Here is a 16,069-nt window from a genome sequence, read left to right as displayed (position 1 = left end):
TGCCGATATCCGGCCGGGCCGCCGCCTGGGCTTTTCCCGCATGCTACCTTTTGATCTTCGCCAGCAGTGCGGCCAGCCCCACGGCCAGCAGACCGATGGTAATCCAATGGCGGAGTGAGGAACCATTGGCTGCCGGTTCGGCCTCCTCTGTCCCGGAGCCGTCGGCCGCCTCGGCTCCCTTGGCGATGGGAGCCATGTCGTCCTTCATGTCCGGAGCAATATCAGCCGCCCCTTCCTTAGGAGGATTTGCGTCGCTGCCTGTCGCTGATGGTGTAGTGGCCGGCGGGGTGGGAATGACACCCTCCTTCCAGGCCGCACCCGATATGGTCGGGGTGGGATCGGGGAGGGTGGGGGCATCCGCGTGGGTTTCGTCCGGATATTTGTCCGTGGTCATAACGATTTCCTTTTCCACTCTGTGGGATGATGGCCTGTAGGATGTTGCGCCTGATGCCTATTCGGCGGCGATGGCCCGGGTGTCTGCCGCCAACTCGCTCGCGAGGCTGAGCTGTGCGGCGTGGCGGCGATAGGATGCGAGGGCCTGCCCGACGATCTGGTCCATGTTGTAGTAGCGGTATGTCGCCAGCCTGCCGACGAACAGCACGTCGGTCGTCGCCCGGACCAGCGCCGCATAGCGCTTATAAAGGGCCTCGTTCTCCGGCCGCGGGATCGGATAGTAGGGATCGCCGGTGGCGGAGGGAAACTCGTGCGTGATGCTGGTGCGCGCGGCACTCTGCCCCGTCAGGTGCTTGTATTCCGTCACGCGCGTGTAGGGGACGTCCTCCGACGGGTAGTTGACGACGGCCACGGGCTGGAGCCACTCCTGCTCCAGCGTTTCATGGCGGAATTCCAGGGACCGGTAGGGCAGCTTCCCGTACCTGTACCCGAAATATTCATCGATCGGGCCGGTGAAGACCAGCCGGTCATAACTCACCCGTGCGCATGCTTCCTCGAATGACGTCCCCAGTTCGATGTCGATCAGGGGATGATCCAGCATGGCGGTGAACATCGCCGTGTAGCCATCGGCCGGCATCGCCTGGAACGTATCGGTGAAATAGCGATCATCGGCATCGGTGCGCGTGGGAACGCGCGCGGTCACGGACTTGTCCAACTCGGACGGATCCAGGCCCCATTGCTTGCGCGTGTAACCGCGAAAGAAGGTCTCGTACAGTTCGCTGCCGACCTTGGAGATCACGACGTCGGCGGAGGTGGTGATGGGATCGACCGGTTCGGCGCGGGTGGCGAGGAAGGCGGCGGTATCCGCATCGTCTTCAAGCTTCAATCCATAGAGGCTGTTCAGGGTCGTCCGGTTGATCGGCATGGGCACAAGCAGCCCGTCGATGTCGGCGAGTACGCGATGCTCATAGGGCCGCCAGTCGGTGAAGCGCGACAGGTAATCGACGATCTCCCGGCTGTTGGTGTGAAAGATGTGCGGGCCATAGCGATGGACGAGGATACCGGCCGCGTCGTGATGGTCGAAGGCATTGCCGCCGACATGGTCGCGCCGGTCGATGACGAGGACGCGCTTGCCGCCGTCCCGGGCCAGGCGTTCGGCCATGACCGTACCGGCGAAGCCGGCACCGACGACGAGATAGTCGTAATGCCCCGTGCGTGCGACCCGTGCCGGCCGGACGATCTGGGCGATGAGGGTGCGCATGGCATCGGCGACGGCCTGCCAGGACTGACCGGAGAGGGCCGCATCCGCCTGCCGGCGCCAGGCGGCGCTGTCGGGTTCGCGTGCTTGTGCAAGTGCATGCTCGCAGGCGGCGACGAACGCTTCGGATGTCGCGGCGATCGAAACGGCGTTGAGCGTGCCGTAATTGCGGACCACGTCGGTGATCGCCGTCGATACGATGGGCAGGCCTGCCGCCAGGTATTCCGGCGTCTTGGTGGGCGAGATGAATTGCGTCGACGGATTGATCGCGAATGGCATCAACGCCACGTCCCAGCCGCCGGCGTAGAGCGGCAGCTGTTCGTAGGTCTTGCCCCCGAGATAGGCGATGTTGGCACGGCGGGGCAGGTCGGCGGGATCGATCTTGACCACCGGGCCAACCATGACCAGCGACCATTCGGGCCGAGAATCGGCCACGGCTGCCAGAAGATCGAGGTCCATGCGCTCGTCGATCACGCCATAGAAGCCCAGGCGTGGCCGGGGCAGCCCGGCCTGGTCGGCGGGATCCGCGCCCGCCTTGCGTGCCTGGGCGAAATGCGGGGCATCGACGCTGGACGGGAAGGCATGAACCGCATGGTGCATGGTGCGCTTGGCATCGTAAAGGCTGTGGCCGCCCGTGAAGACCAGGTCGGCAGCGGCGAGCAGTTCAGCCTCCAGCGCCCCCAGTTCCGGCGGCGCGAAGCGGAAATTCGCGAGTTCGTCCATACAGTCGTAGATCGTGCATGCGGCGGCGAGGTGCCGCGAGAAGGAAAGCATCATGGGCGTGTAATACCAGCGGATCAGCGGGCGGGCGGAGCCGGCCAGCCAGGTATCGAGCAGCCCACGCAGGGCGGCAGCCTCGGCCTCGGCAGACAGCCCTTCCGGCAGGCGCGGGGTCACCACGGTCACGTTCGCGAAGGGGGAATGGCTATCGACGGCCGGTTCGGTACCGGCCGGGTCCCAAACCGGCTCCTCCCAGAAGATCACGGGAAATTCATGCGCCATGAGCGCCATGAGATGCTGCGGTCGCTGGAACACGAAGTCCCACCGCAGATGTGAAAAGCACACCAGCGTCATGATATCCGGCTTTCAAAAAGGGACGGGTAGCAGTACCGGAACAACAGGCCGGCTGGACGGATGCTCCTTTATCCTGTTTGGAAATTAACCCGTGTTATGACGATTTCGGACACGGCGCCGGCTTCGATTTGTTTGCTGCGGCGTTTATTTTCAATCGCCGCGACGGTTGAGGCGTATATTACGGGGTACTCCACTGACCATCGAACGAGCAGACCCACCGTCGGCGCTGGCGCTTTGGGGAGGGGTCGAATGCACGATCAACCGGATCGGCGACCGTCATCTGGACCAGGTGGCGCTGAGCGGCCATGACCTGCGCCCGGACGATCTCGATCGTTTCGCGAGGCTGGGGCTGACGGCGCTACGTTACCCGCTGCTGTGGGAGACGTTCGCCCATGCCCGGGATCCCGAACGCCTCTGGGCGTGGCATGACGGACGGCTGGCACGGCTGCGCGGCCTGGGCATCCGTCCGATTGTGGGGCTGGTCCATCATGGCAGCGGCCCCCTTGGCACCGATCTGCTGGCGAAAGGTTTCGCGGCCGGCCTGGGGCGCCATGCCGCCGTCGCCGCCCGGCGCTATCCCTGGGTCGGCGACTGGACGCCCGTCAACGAGCCGCTGACCACCGCGCGCTTCTCGGCCCTCTATGGCCACTGGTATCCGCATCAGCGCGACGAGGCGGCTTTCTGGCTGGCCCTGATCAACCAGATCGACGGCATCCGTGCCGCGATGACGGCGATCCGCACCATTAATCCCATGGCAAGGCTGATCCAGACCGAGGATCTGGGCCATACCGGCGCCACGCTCCAACGCGCCAGGCAGGCCGATTTCGACAACCAGCGGCGCTGGGCCTCCTGGGATATGCTGTCCGGGCGCGTCACGGAGGGCCATCCGCTCTGGGATCGCCTCGCCGGCATGGGCTTCGAGGGCCGCCTGCGGGCGCTGGCGGCCGCGCCGTGCCCGCCCAATATTTTGGGTATCAATCACTACTTGACCAGCGACCGGTTTCTGGATCACCGGCTCGAGTGCTACCCCGTGGCTACTCATGGCGGCTGTCCCTTCGGTTCCCTGGCGGATGTGGAGGCTGTGCGGGTCGTTGACCGCCCGCCGGGCCTGGAGGGCGCCTTGCGGGCATGCTGGAATCGCTACGGCCTAACGATGGCGGTCACCGAAATCCATAATGGCTGCACCCGCGAGGAGCAGATGCGATGGTTGCGGGAGGCGTGGGAAACCGCGGGCCAGCTGCGCGCCGAGGGAGTGGGGATCGAAGCGGTGACGGCATGGAGCCTGCTGGGTTCCCATGACTGGGACAGCCTGCTGACGCGCGATGCCGGCCATTATGAAAGCGGCGTGTTCGACATCCGGGGTGCCGTCCCGCGGGAGACCGCGCTGGCGCCCATGATGCGCGCGATGGCGGGGGGGAAGGTGCCAGACCATCCCGTGCTCGATGTCGCCGGCTGGTGGCGGCGGCACGCGCGGGTGATCCCGTCTCGGCCCGCCCGTCCCTTGCTGATCGCCGGTGCCACGGGAACGCTGGGCCAGGCCTTCGCCGGGGCTTGCCGCCTGCGCGGCATCGACCATGTCCTGACGGGACGCGACACCCTGGACCTGCGGGTTCCGACCTCGATGGATCGCGTGCTCGACGAACTGCTTCCATGGGCCGTCATCAATTGTGCGGGATGGGTGCGGGTCGACGCGGCGGAAGACAATGAGGAGGCCTGCCTCGCCGCGAACTTCACGGGCAGCGTCGCTCTGGCCGAGGCCTGCGGGCGGCGCGGCATCCATTATACCGGCTTCTCCAGCAACCTGGTCTTCGACGGCCTATCGGACCGGGCCTACGTGGAAAGCGACACGGCCGCGCCGCTGAGCATCTATGGTCTCAGCAAGGCTCGGGCCGACGACGCGCTGCTGGCATCGGCGGGGCGGACACTCGTCGTACGGACCGCGTCCTTCTTCTCACCCTATGACACGCATAATTTCGCGGCTCGCCTCACGGCATCACTGCGCGTCGGAAAGGCTTTCCGCGCGGCTGGGGACTGCATCACATCGCCGACCTATGTGCCGGACCTGGTGCGCGCCACCCTGGACCTGATCATCGATGACGAGACCGGCCTGTGGCACTTGGCTAGCGGCGGCACGCTTTCCTGGGCCGATTTCGCGGTTGGTATCGGCACGGCGCTGGATTTGCGGACCGACCTCGTCGACGTACAGCCGGCCGCGGCGATGGGCTGGACCGCCCGCCGCCCTCGCCGTGCGCCCATTTCCAGTGAACGAGGCCTGATCATGCCAAGCCTCACGTCAGCCATCGAGAGGTTCGCCGCCGAACTTGGGCGACAAGCCTCTTGAAAACTATCATCCATCAACCATCTGCATACCATCCCTACAGATGGTAGTTGGATGGTACGCAATGGATGACAATGTTCACGAACTCCGACCCAAGGTGCCGGACAGCGAGAAGATCACCATCAATCTCGGCTTCGTCGATCTGGGCCATGTCGATCTGCTGGTGCAGGAGGGGTTCTATTCCAACCGCACCGACTTCATCCGCACGGCCATCCGCAATCAGATCGAGCGGCATGGCGAGGCGGTCCGGCAGGCGGTGATCCGCAAGAGCGTCGATCTCGGCCTGCGCCATCTCAGCCGTCAGGACCTGGAAGCGGCGCGGGACGCGGGCGAAATGCTCGATATCCGCGTCCTGGGCCTGGCCAGCATCGCCCCGGATGTCACACCCGAACTCGCCCGCGCCACCATCGCCTCACTGACGGTGCTGGGTGGGCTCCACGCCAGCGCCGCCGTCAAGACGGCACTGACCGGCCGCCTGCGATAGGCCGGCTCCTTGTCTCGACAATGCCCTTCCCGGAACGAAAGAAAGCATCGACATGCACTTCAAATCTCCCCAGGGAATGGCCCAGGCGGTGCGCCTCACCGGTGCCGGCAGGCTTGCCGAGGCCACCGCCCTCATCCAGCAGATGCTGCAGGGCGGGGCCCCGATCCCGGCGACCGCCCGCGATCCTTCCATTATCGACGCCGAATTTACCGTCCTGGACCCTGTGCCTACATCGCCGATGTCCAGGACCGGTCTGGGTGAGACCCCGCGCCGCCTGTCCCCTCGAGCCGTGCCGGGCGGACGCGTAGCGTTCCGGCCGGCTGCCCGGCCCTTGCCGGAGGGGGCCTCCTTCACCACGGCGTCCCATAGTGAGGAGGCCGGGACACGCGCCTACAAGCTCTACGTTCCCGCCAACCGCCTGGAACAGCCGATGCCGCTGATCGTCATGCTGCACGGCTGCACCCAGTCGCCTGATGATTTCGCCGCCGGTACCGGCATGAACCTGGCGGCCGAGGAGCACGGCTTCCTGGTCGCCTATCCGGAGCAACCCGGCTCGGCCAACGCCAACAGGTGCTGGAACTGGTTCAATGCGGCGGACCAGGGGCGCGGCCGGGGCGAGCCGGCGCTGATCGCCGGCATCACCCGCCGGATCATGCGTGAGCATGCGGTGGACCCTGGCCGTATCTATGTCGCCGGCCTGTCGGCGGGCGCCGCCGCGGCGGTGATCATGGGGGCGGCCTATCCGGAACTCTACGCCGCGGTCGGCGTACATTCCGGCCTGCCGTTGGGGGCCGCACGCGACATCCCCTCCGCCTTCGCCGCCATGCGCAGCGGGACGGCGAGCGGGCGCGGCGGCATCAGCCCGGTTCCGACCATCATCTTCCACGGCGATCAGGACACCACCGTCCATCCCGCCAACGGGAGTGCCGTCGCCGCCCAGGCCATGGCGTCGGCAACGGGCTTGCGGCCGACGGTTTCGCGCGGGGAGGTGCCGGGTGGACGCGCCTATACCCGCACCACCTATGCCGATGCTTCCGGCCGGGGCCTGTGCGAGCATTGGGCGATCCACGGCACCGGGCATGCCTGGGCCGGGGGCAGTCCGTCCGGCTCCTACACCGATCCGCGTGGGCCGGATGCGACGCGGGAGATGGTGCGTTTCTTCTACGGGCATGGGCGCGCCGGGACCGAAACGGCATCTTGATGCGTAAAGGTATGGAACGGTTAGCGACGCGGCAGCGTTACGTTCAGCGTTCCGCGGGATTTTCATCGCGCTCACGGGCCGTATCGACCCATCAGCGGTGCTATCGCCCCAGGAGCTTTTCCATGGCCAAGCAGCCCAAAGATCTGAACGACCTGTTCCACGAAACCCTGAAAGACATCTACTTCGCCGAGAAGCAGATTTTGCGCGCCCTGCCGAAAATGGCCCGCGCCGCCAATAGCGAGGATTTGCGCCAAGCATTCGAACAGCACCGCACGGAGACGGAGGCCCAGATCGAGCGCCTGGAGAGCGTGTTCGAGATCATCGGCAAAACCCCGCGTGGCAAGACCTGCGACGCCATCATCGGCATCCTTGATGAAGGCAAGGGGGTCATGGAGGATTTTGCCGGCAGTGACGCGCTGGATGCCGGCCTTCTGGCGGGTGCGCAAGCCGTTGAGCATTATGAGATCAGCCGCTATGGCACATTGCGAGCCTGGGCCGAGCAGCTGGGTCTGACCGCTGCCGTGCCGCTGCTGGAGGCCACGCTGGCCGAGGAAACGCGGACCGACCAGATACTGAGCAAGCTGGCCACCAGTCAGATCAACGCCAAGGCGGCCTGACCGCCGGTTTCGCCGTCCGCCTCCTTATAACGCTGCATCAGCGTGGCGGGCGAGTTTGGCCGCCGTCGATGGCGGCGGCATGCGCACCGAATTGGGTGTGAACCCTGAATATCGGGAACCGCCCGCCATCCTTAAGTCAACGACGCCGAAGGGGCGACGTTTGCCCGCCGGCGTCTCCCTTTCCACGATCTTTTGAGTACAGGAGTTTTGGCATGACCACGCCCCGCGAACATCTTATCGACTGGTTGCGCGATGCGTATGCCATGGAAATCCAGGCCGAGAAGATGCTGGCCAACATGGAGGCTCGGCTGGAGGATTATCCCCTTCTGAAGGTCCGTCTGGGCCAACACCTGGCCGAGACCCGTACCCAGGCCGAACAGGTGGAAAGCTGTTTGCACCAGCTTGACGCAGATACCTCCATATTGAAGACCGGCCTGGGGGCCGTCACGGGCCTGTTCCAGGCATGGTCCTGTGTCCTGGCGTCGGACGAGGTGGTGAAGGGTACGGTCTTCGGGGCGGCCTTCGAGTATTTCGAGATCATCAACTACAAGATCCTGATCGCCGCTGCCGAGGCGGCCGGGGAATCTTCCATCGCCGCCATCCTGCGCATCAACTTGCAGGAGGAGGAGGAGATGGCGGCATGGATGGAAAGCAACCTGCCGTCGGTGCTGAAGCAGTTTCTGCTGACCAATGACAAGCGTTGATGCGGTCGGCGCGGTTGGGGCTGGGCCATTTGCGGCTCCGACCTGAAGTTCCATGACGGCTGCCTGCCTCAAGGTGATGATGAAGCCTTGGCCCCTAGCGTCCCGTAAAGCAATTAACCTGGAGCGATTGCGGTGGTTGCCCAGGAATCTGCATCTCAGGACCTCGTTGCCCTGTCAGCAGGGGGCTCGAGTGGAAACTTCCGAAAACGAGGTCGATGATGGCGATATAAGCAGGCTGGATACGGCGCTTCCCGGCGTCCGCCCGCATGTGCTTGCCCTGCGCCAAGCCCTGAGAAACAGGGCCGCCGAGATCCTTGCCCGGTTCGCGGTGGGCGATCTTGATGTTGAGCTGTGTGCCATACCCGCCCAGGGCCGCCTCGTGCTGACCTGGGAATAACATCGAGCCAAACCGGGAGATCATACATGCCATCGACCCTGTCCAACCTGAAGGGAAAGCGGGTGCTCATCACCGGGGGGGCCGGCGGCCTGGGCCGCTCGGTCGCATCCCAAATGGCAGCGGCAGGTGCCCGCGTCCTTGTCGCCGACCGTGGTGAACCGGATCTTCGGCGGGTGGTGGAGAGCGTCCAGGGCTTCAATATCGACGCCCAGATCGACTTGGTGACGGCCGACCTCTCCAATGCCGCCGGCATCGCCCGTATGTTCGAGCGCGTGGATGATTCGTGGACATCCTCGTCGCCTGCGCGGGCGTCGGCTCCGGCCCCTTGATGGTGATGGCTGACCAAGATTGGCGCCATGTGATTGACAGCAACCTGGTCAACTACGTCGCCAGCACCCAGGGTGCCGTCGAGCGGATGCGGGAAGCGGGCGGCAAGGACAGGATGATCATCCTGGTCGGCTCGATCAGCGTCCATATCAAAGCCGTGGGCGAAAGCGTGTACAACGCGGCCAAGGGCAGCGTCGCCGCCTTTGCCGAGACGCTGCGCAAGGAGCTGATCCCGGACGGCATCCGCCTGACGCTGATCGAGCCCGGCGCCATCAATTCGGCGATGCAAACCTGCACGCCCGAGGAACGGGCGCGTATGGTCGAGGAATACCGGCTGCTGCTGCCGGAGGAGGTGGCCGAGGCCATCCTGTTCGCGGCGACACGCGGGCCGGGGGTCGATGTCGTCACCCTGCGCATCGAACCGCTGGTGCAGAAGATCAAGTAGCGTGATGGAGGGAGAGAGATGGAGGAGGTGGGGCAAGAGGCCATCGACCGGGACTGCCTGGTCATCGGCGGCGGCCCTGCCGGGCTGACCGCCGCGATCTATCTTGCCCGCTACCATCTTTCCGTGACCGTCATCGACAGCGGGCAGAGCCGTGCCGCGCTGATCCCGCTCACCCGCAATCATGCCGGCTTCCCCGATGGCATATCAGGCCCAGATTTGCTCGCTCGCATGCGGCAGCAGGCGGGGATGTATGGCGCGGAGTTTCTCGCCGGCACGGTGACGGAACTGGTACTGACGGAGGCGGGGTTCACGGCGCGGGCCGGGCATGGACTGGTGCGGGCACGCACGGTGCTGCTGGCCACCGGCGTGGTCAACCGGCGTCCGCAAGGGATGACCGACGAAGACCATCACCACACCCTCGTGACCGGCCTGCTGCGCTATTGCCCGGTCTGCGACGGCTATGAGGTGACCGATCGGCGGGTCGCGGTGCTGGGCACCGGGGAACGCGGCTGCGCGGAAGCGCTGTTCCTGCGCAGCTATACGGCCGACGTCACTCTGGTGGCTCCAGCCGAGGGACATGTGCTGAGCGACGAGCACCGGCGCCGGCTGACCGCGGCGGGTATCGCCATCGCCGGAACAGGCGGCCCGATCAGCCTGCGGGGGCGGACAATCGACCTCGATATCGACGGTGTCGCGACCAGCTTCGACACGCTCTATCCGGCCTTGGGCTCTCATATTCAGTCGGAACTTGCAGGCGGGCTGGATGCAACCCTCTCCGAGGAGGGCTGCCTGATCGTCGATGCCCATCAGCGCACCAACGTCGCTGGCCTTTATGCGGCCGGCGACGTCGTGCTGGGCCTGGACCAGATCAGCCACGCCATGGGCGGAGGCGGTGTCGCCGCGACCACGACCCGCAACGATCTGGCCCGGCGGACGCCGCTTCTCCGATAGGTCAGGCTGCCGGCTGCGCGTCGAGGTCGACCTTGAGCTCGCGCGGCCAGTGGCGCAACGTCCGGCAAGCCGCGATGAAGCCCCCTGCGTCGCCGGCCTTGCCCAGGAGGATGCAGGCCTCGTCCAGGTCGTTGGCGACCCCGGCCTTGGCGAGGAACGGTTCCGCCTCGGCGGTGTAGCCGATATACTTGCAATGCGCGAAGGCGTCGGTGACGAAGCCCTTGGCGGCGGCATCAATGGACAGAAGCGCCGCACCGTCGGCGGAGACCACGATCGCCACGGCGTCGAAGAGCACCGACGGCCCGCCGTCGATCTTGTGCCGGCCGGCAACCTTGGTGCCGTCCGACAACGTCACGCCGCCGATCTTCGGGGCGACCACTTCATAAACCGCGCCTTCGGCATCGATGGCGGCCAGCAGCGCCTTGAAGATCGCCGCGTCGGCACCGTCGCTGAGCAGGATGCCCAACTTGCGGCCCTTGAAGTCCACCGGCCCGTTCTTGGCGATGCTGAGCCGGTCGGACGGCGGCAGCGTGGTGAGCGTCTTTTGTGCGGCCTTGGCGGGCTGGGGCAGGGCCAGACCCAGCCCGTTCGCCACCGTTTGCGCCAATCCGTCGTCGATGTTGAGCAGGTGGGAGACGATGCGCGAGCGGATGTCCGGCCGTTCGACCTTGGAAAGCTCGAACACCAGGGCGTCGCCGATATGCTTCTGTTCGATGGGGGCTTGGCTGATGAAGAACTGCCGCGCCTGGCTGTAATGGTCGGAGAAGCTTTCGGGACGCAGGCGGCGCTTGGCACCGTCGGCATTCTCCTCGAAGTTGCGGAAGCCCCTGACGGGATCCTCGCGCGGGCCGCCCTGGATCGGGCCCCAGCTGTTGGGCTCGTAATTCGCCCGGCCCTTCGGGTTGCGCATGGCCATGTGCCCGTCCTGCTGGAAATGGGCCATGGGGCATTTGGGTGCATTGACGGGGATATGGGTGAAGTTGGGCCCGCCCAGCCGCTTCAACTGTGTATCGAGATAGGAGAAGTTGCGGCCCTGGAGCAGGGGGTCGTTGGAGAAATCGATGCCAGGTGGGACGTTCTGGGTCAGGAAGGCCACCTGCTCGGTTTCCGCGAAGAAATTGTCTACCACCCGGTCCAGCACCAGCCGGCCGACGATGCGCACCGGCACCTCCTCCTCCGGGATCAGCTTGGTCGGATCCAGCACGTCGAAGGCGAACCTGTCGGCGAACGGGTCGTCGAACAGCTGGACGCCCAGTTCCCATTCCGGGAAATCGCCGGACTGAATGGCATCCCACAGGTCGCGGCGGTGGAAGTCCGGATCGGCACCGTTGATCTTCACGGCCTCGTTCCAGACGACGGATTGCAGGCCCTGCTTGGGCTTCCAATGGAACTTCACGAAGGTGGATTTGCCGGCCTCGCTCACCAGCCGGAAGGTATGGACGCCAAACCCTTCCATCGTCCGGAAGGAGCGGGGGATGGCACGGTCGGACATGGTCCACATGATCATGTGGAAGCTTTCCGGGGTCAGGCTGACGAAATCCCAGAAATTGTCGTGTGCCGTTTGCGCCTGCGGGAAGGCACGGTCGGGTTCCGGTTTGGCGGCGTGGATCAGGTCGGGGAACTTGATGGCGTCCTGGATGAAGAAGACCGGGATGTTGTTGCCGACCAAGTCCCAGTTGCCCTCATTGGTGTAGAGCTTCACCGCGAAGCCGCGCACGTCGCGCGCCAGGTCGACGGACCCCTTGGAACCGGCGACGGTAGAGAAGCGCACGAAGGCCGGTACGCGGTCGCCGACGCGCTGGAAGATATCGGCGCGGGTGATGCCGGCCAAGCTGTCGGTCAGTTCGAAGAAGCCGTGCGCGCCGTAACCGCGGGCATGGACGACGCGCTCCGGTATCCGCTCATGGTCGAAATGGAAGATTTTCTCACGGAAATGGAAATCCTCCATCAGGGTTGGCCCGCGGGCACCCTGCTTGAGGCTATTCTGGTCGTCGGCGACGGGGGTGCCCTGCTGCGTGGTCAGCGTCTCGACCTCGCCGCCGGCTACCTGATGCGTTTCCCCGCCCTGTCCTTGCGGTTCACCATAAGTATGGGAGATGGCGGCATCCGGGGGCACCGGCGATGCCTTCCGGCGGGTCTCCCCGCCGATATCCGCGCCGGCCAGATCGGGCGGCGTCAGGGACTTGACGGGAGATTTGGTCGACGGAGGCTTCCTGGGCATGTTGATCATCCTGGTCGGTTTGGCAGCGGCGGAGAGGCCGGCCGGGATTGTTCCAGGCATGCGGCATTGCCACCGCGAGCGGTCGGACGGAGAGGAAACCCCCCGGCTGAGGCAAGGTTGCGCCAGGCGGGTCGAAATTAACCTGCGTCATCACGATTGCGCGCAACGCCGGGCGATACCATCCGTTAATGAAGGAGCGGATGGATGCCGGTGCAGCTCGGCCCGATAGGGGGATGGTCAGCGATGTTCACCGAACGCTTCCTGAAAGGCAAACGCGGGGTCGACCTGGAACCGGCTGAGCGTTTGAGGTTGGAAGCGGCTATTACCGAGATACAAACACTCGAACCTCGTAAGATTCTTGTCCGCGCCGGCGATCCCCTTCACCAAAGCACCTTGCTGCTCGAAGGGATCATGTCGCGCTATATCGACGACCGGAACGGCCTGCGGCAGCTCGTCGCCATCCATGTCCCCGGCGACTTCCTGGATCTCCACGGCTTTCCGCTGAAGGTTCTGGATCACGACGTCGCAACCATGACGGCGGTGACGGTGGCACTCGTTCCACATGTGGAACTCGATGCCATCACGCAGGAAATGCCGCAGCTGACGCGGAAACTCTGGCATGCCACCCTTATCGACGCTGCGATCCACCGTGCATGGCTGTTTCGGCTCGGTCGGCTCGACGCGGTGGGGCGCGTGGCGCATTTCCTGTGCGAGACCAATGCCCGCCTCATCTCGGCGGGGCTCAGCGACGGGCGTCGCTTCGCGTTGGGTCTGACCCAAGCCGATCTCGCCGAGATTTGCGGCCTGACGAATGTCCATGTGAACCGGGTCCTGCGGCATCTGCGCGAGGAGCGCCTGTGCGTCTTCCGGTCCTCCCTGGTCGAGATCGCCGAGCCCAGGAAGCTGGCGGCGCGCGGCCAGTTCGACCCTGCCTATCTCTATATCGACGACCTGCCGACCCTTTCCCCGCCCTCCGTTGCAAGGCCATCGCCATGAGCGCACCCTCCGCCATACCGCAACCCCGGACGGAGCCTGGCATCGCCAGCGCCGAGGACGGGCTTGTCATTCTCGATGGCCCCAACGGACTGGCGGCAACCATGACGGCGGACGCCGCGGCGCAGACCGGTCGGAACCTGATCTCTGCGGCGGAAGTCGCCAAGCAGCAGATGGCGGCCAAGGCGGAGGACGGTAATGTTTGACCCTTTTTCCAACTGGAGCCGCCTGATGGCGGCGAGCCTGTCCATGACGGGCACGGGCGTGCGCGCCATGGAGACGCTGGGTGCCGCCAATGCGGTGATCGCTGCGCGCACGCCTATCATCGACGCCGCCATGCGGTCGCCGCTTACCGGCGATCATGTCGAACTGGCGCTCATGGTACCGGAAAAGGTCGAGGCCTTCTCCAGCGCGGGATCGGCGATGGTTACGGCTTGGTGGGAGGCGCAGTCGCTATGGGTCGGGCATATGCAGCACCTGGGCGCCATGGCCTTGCGCGGACGCATGCCGACCGCCGTTGAGGCGGCCGATCTCGCCAACAGGATGGCCGGGCTGACGCTGGATGGGATTGAGGCGGCAACCCGACTTGGATCGACTGCTCTGGCCCCCGTTCATCGCAAGGCGACGGCCAATGCCCGGCGGCTTAAGCGCAAGGCCGCCAAGCGCGGTGGGTAAACACCGATTCAAGGAGGCAACGCATATTCCAGATCGATCCGGAATATGCGTTGCCATGGCCCAAGGGCTTGGCGACGAAGATCAAGCCCTTCTTGACCGGCTTCCTGACCGATGGTGTCTCCCCGGCCTTGTCATGATCGGCAGTGCCGGCGGCGAAGTCCTACGCCATCATCATGGAGGACCCGGACGCCAAGCCCATCACGCCCTGCGTGCATCGGGTGGCGTGAAATATCCCGGCCGATGTCACCAGATTGCCGGGGGGTCTGTAGGAGCAGGCCCGGCTGACCCTGCCGGAAGGTTTGCTGCACGGCCGTACCAGTCGAGGATCGGTGGGTTGGTCCGGCCCGCGTTCGCCGGTCGGCCACCCACCGCCGGTGACGCCACCGAAGTGAGGGAAGGCCAGCCGTTTCTCCTGGGCGCCGCCGAACCGCGGCGGCGATGGTGTGGAGGAGATGCCCGATGGCGGCGTGGGTGGAATTTCGGAAAGGAGCGGGATGGATGCCCCGGTGTCGCCGATCTTCTACGCGGCGATCGGTTCCCGTGCCCTGTTCCGGTTCGGGAAAGCTGATGGCGTGGTAGCGCCATGGTCGCGTTTCTGACGGAGAAAGTCGGTGCGCGACATCCGGACGATGTGCTCGGGCACTTCCATCCAGTCGCTGGCCAGGTTGCCGGACAGGAAGGAAATCTCGGCCTCGTCGCAAAGCGCCTCCATGGCCGCATCGTTGACCCCTTCCACCGAGGTACGCAGCCGGTGCTTGGCGGCAGCGGCGCCGAAGCGCAACAGATCGCCGCGCAAGCGCTCCGCCGAAGCACCGGCGGGTAACTGGATGCTGGCGACCTTGGCGCCGGAGGCCGCAATGGCGGCAAGATCGGTGGTGCCCGGTTCCACCACCACCATCACGGTGCGTCCGAACGGCCGCATGGCCCCCACCATCTCCGATAGCCGTCCTGCCGGCACGCCCGCTGGTGCACCGACAAGGTGATAGGTCATAAAGGGCAGCATGTGGGCGGGGATGGTCTGCAGCACCGCCACCATTTCCCGCCACCGGTTCGACACGGCCAGGCTCTCGAAATTCACCGGCACCGACAGGAAGAAGCGGAAGCGGTTCTCATACAGCTCCGCCGCCACCTCCAGGGCGTCACGGGTGATCTGTATGTCCATACCCAGGATCTGCTGCGGATCCGTCGGATCCTCCAGGCAGTCATAGCCCCAAAGCAGGCTGCGCCCCGGCCGTTGCCTGCAGGAGCGGGCGGTATAGACGGACAGGACCTGCTGCTGGACATCCCAGAAAGGCAAATAGCGGACCTCGATCGGACCAGCCGGTTCACCACTCGCGGCTGCGCTGGCAACCGGCAGGGGCTGATGGCCGATGCGGCCCGCAGCATCATCCAGCATATCCTTCAGCCGCGCTGGCACGAAGGAAATGTCCGCACCCGCCGCCCGTATGGCGCTATGGATGGTGATCGATCCGGTGTCGGCGCTGCCCAGCAGCAGGCATTGCATTTCCTCCACCACCTTGGCGCAGACCAGCCGGGCCTGCTCCCGACCGAGCTTGGTGAAGACGACGACATAGGTGCTATCGCCCTGGCGAAACCAAGTGTCGCTTGGTTGCAACTGCTGCTTCAGCAGCTTGACGGTGAGCTGGTGCACCCGTTCGGCGATGGATGTCCATCGCGGGCCGAGGCGATCGCGCAGGCTGTCCAGTTCCAGGAGATGGACGCTGCCCGCCTGCATCGGATCGCGATCGGCGAAGAGGCGACGGAGTGCCGGCTCCAGTTCCGGGTTGACATCGGCTTGCGGCGGCGATGACGCCGAGGCGTGCAGGTGGCCGCCAGTCCGGCTGTTCTTTGTCCCCGCGTCCCCGGTTTTGGCCGTGAGCAATGCCGACATCAGTGATTCAACGAACCTGTTCATGACGGCATTCCCTCTTGCAGCGACGGGGAGAGGCTGTTCCCTGGATTGTATCAAAAAGCCTCCCCCTGCCTTAGAG

The 16,069-nt window shown here is 65.3% G+C and carries 14 protein-coding genes and 1 pseudogene; 11 read left to right on the top strand and 4 right to left on the bottom strand.

Annotation, left to right across the window (positions count from 1 at the left end):
• Positions 1-43 precede the first annotated feature (43 nt).
• Positions 44-394 carry a hypothetical protein gene (locus ACM9HJ_RS30440; RefSeq protein WP_416575565.1) on the bottom strand — a complete coding sequence of 117 codons (351 nt, stop codon included), beginning with the start codon at positions 392-394 and terminating at the stop codon, positions 44-46.
• A 57-nt stretch (positions 395-451) separates the two neighbouring features.
• Positions 452-2,725, bottom strand: a complete 2,274-nt coding sequence (gene glf, locus ACM9HJ_RS30435) for a UDP-galactopyranose mutase (protein ID WP_416575564.1) — start codon at positions 2,723-2,725, stop codon at positions 452-454.
• Between the two features lie 289 nt (positions 2,726-3,014).
• Between glf and ACM9HJ_RS30430 the strand changes: the two genes are divergently transcribed.
• The 8 genes and pseudogenes from ACM9HJ_RS30430 to ACM9HJ_RS30395 all read left to right on the top strand — a co-directional run bounded on the left by ACM9HJ_RS30430 (position 3,015) and on the right by ACM9HJ_RS30395 (position 10,189).
• Positions 3,015-5,066, top strand: a complete 2,052-nt coding sequence (locus tag ACM9HJ_RS30430; protein ID WP_416575563.1) for a sugar nucleotide-binding protein — start codon at positions 3,015-3,017, stop codon at positions 5,064-5,066.
• A 61-nt stretch (positions 5,067-5,127) separates the two neighbouring features.
• Positions 5,128-5,547, top strand: coding sequence for a CopG family transcriptional regulator (locus tag ACM9HJ_RS30425; protein ID WP_416575562.1), 420 nt, complete (start codon positions 5,128-5,130; stop codon positions 5,545-5,547).
• 52 nt (positions 5,548-5,599) lie between these two features.
• Positions 5,600-6,748 carry an alpha/beta hydrolase family esterase gene (locus tag ACM9HJ_RS30420; RefSeq protein ID WP_416575561.1) on the top strand — a complete coding sequence of 383 codons (1,149 nt, stop codon included), beginning with the start codon at positions 5,600-5,602 and terminating at the stop codon, positions 6,746-6,748.
• Positions 6,749-6,870: 122 nt separating this feature from the next.
• Positions 6,871-7,365: a ferritin-like domain-containing protein gene (locus ACM9HJ_RS30415; protein WP_416575560.1), complete on the top strand. Its 495-nt coding sequence runs from the start codon at positions 6,871-6,873 to the stop codon at positions 7,363-7,365.
• Positions 7,366-7,577: 212 nt separating this feature from the next.
• Entirely contained in the window at positions 7,578-8,069 is a 492-nt protein-coding gene (locus tag ACM9HJ_RS30410) for a DUF892 family protein (protein WP_416575559.1), read from the top strand.
• A gap of 190 nt (positions 8,070-8,259) precedes the next feature.
• Positions 8,260-8,466, top strand: a complete 207-nt coding sequence (locus ACM9HJ_RS30405; RefSeq protein WP_416575558.1) for a hypothetical protein — start codon at positions 8,260-8,262, stop codon at positions 8,464-8,466.
• A gap of 26 nt (positions 8,467-8,492) precedes the next feature.
• Positions 8,493-9,238, top strand: a pseudogene (locus tag ACM9HJ_RS30400) (SDR family oxidoreductase).
• Positions 9,239-9,256: 18 nt separating this feature from the next.
• Positions 9,257-10,189 carry an NAD(P)/FAD-dependent oxidoreductase gene (locus ACM9HJ_RS30395; RefSeq protein WP_416575557.1) on the top strand — a complete coding sequence of 311 codons (933 nt, stop codon included), beginning with the start codon at positions 9,257-9,259 and terminating at the stop codon, positions 10,187-10,189.
• A 1-nt stretch (position 10,190) separates the two neighbouring features.
• On the opposite strand, the gene ACM9HJ_RS30390 is transcribed toward ACM9HJ_RS30395, so the two are convergent.
• Complete coding sequence (locus tag ACM9HJ_RS30390; RefSeq protein ID WP_416575556.1) at positions 10,191-12,410, bottom strand: catalase; 2,220 nt, start codon at positions 12,408-12,410, stop codon at positions 10,191-10,193.
• 204 nt (positions 12,411-12,614) lie between these two features.
• Between ACM9HJ_RS30390 and ACM9HJ_RS30385 the strand changes: the two genes are divergently transcribed.
• Genes ACM9HJ_RS30385 through ACM9HJ_RS30375 form a run of 3 tightly spaced genes read left to right on the top strand, consistent with a single transcriptional unit; the run spans position 12,615 to position 14,078 of the window.
• Positions 12,615-13,406, top strand: a complete 792-nt coding sequence (locus tag ACM9HJ_RS30385; RefSeq protein WP_416575555.1) for a Crp/Fnr family transcriptional regulator — start codon at positions 12,615-12,617, stop codon at positions 13,404-13,406.
• Positions 13,403-13,609: a hypothetical protein gene (locus ACM9HJ_RS30380; protein WP_416575554.1), complete on the top strand. Its 207-nt coding sequence runs from the start codon at positions 13,403-13,405 to the stop codon at positions 13,607-13,609. The genes ACM9HJ_RS30385 and ACM9HJ_RS30380 overlap by 4 nt, the downstream gene beginning before the upstream one ends.
• Positions 13,602-14,078 carry a hypothetical protein gene (locus ACM9HJ_RS30375; RefSeq protein ID WP_416575553.1) on the top strand — a complete coding sequence of 159 codons (477 nt, stop codon included), beginning with the start codon at positions 13,602-13,604 and terminating at the stop codon, positions 14,076-14,078. The genes ACM9HJ_RS30380 and ACM9HJ_RS30375 overlap by 8 nt, the downstream gene beginning before the upstream one ends.
• Before the next feature lie 520 nt (positions 14,079-14,598).
• On the opposite strand, the gene ACM9HJ_RS30370 is transcribed toward ACM9HJ_RS30375, so the two are convergent.
• Positions 14,599-16,069, bottom strand: a 1,471-nt coding sequence (locus ACM9HJ_RS30370) for a hypothetical protein (protein ID WP_416575552.1), incomplete at its 5' end; no start/stop codon positions are given.

The sequence above is a fragment of the Niveispirillum sp. KHB5.9 genome (genome assembly GCF_048066115.1).
GTDB lineage: Bacteria > Pseudomonadota > Alphaproteobacteria > Azospirillales > Azospirillaceae > Niveispirillum.
This window is presented reverse-complemented; position numbering and strand designations above follow the sequence as displayed.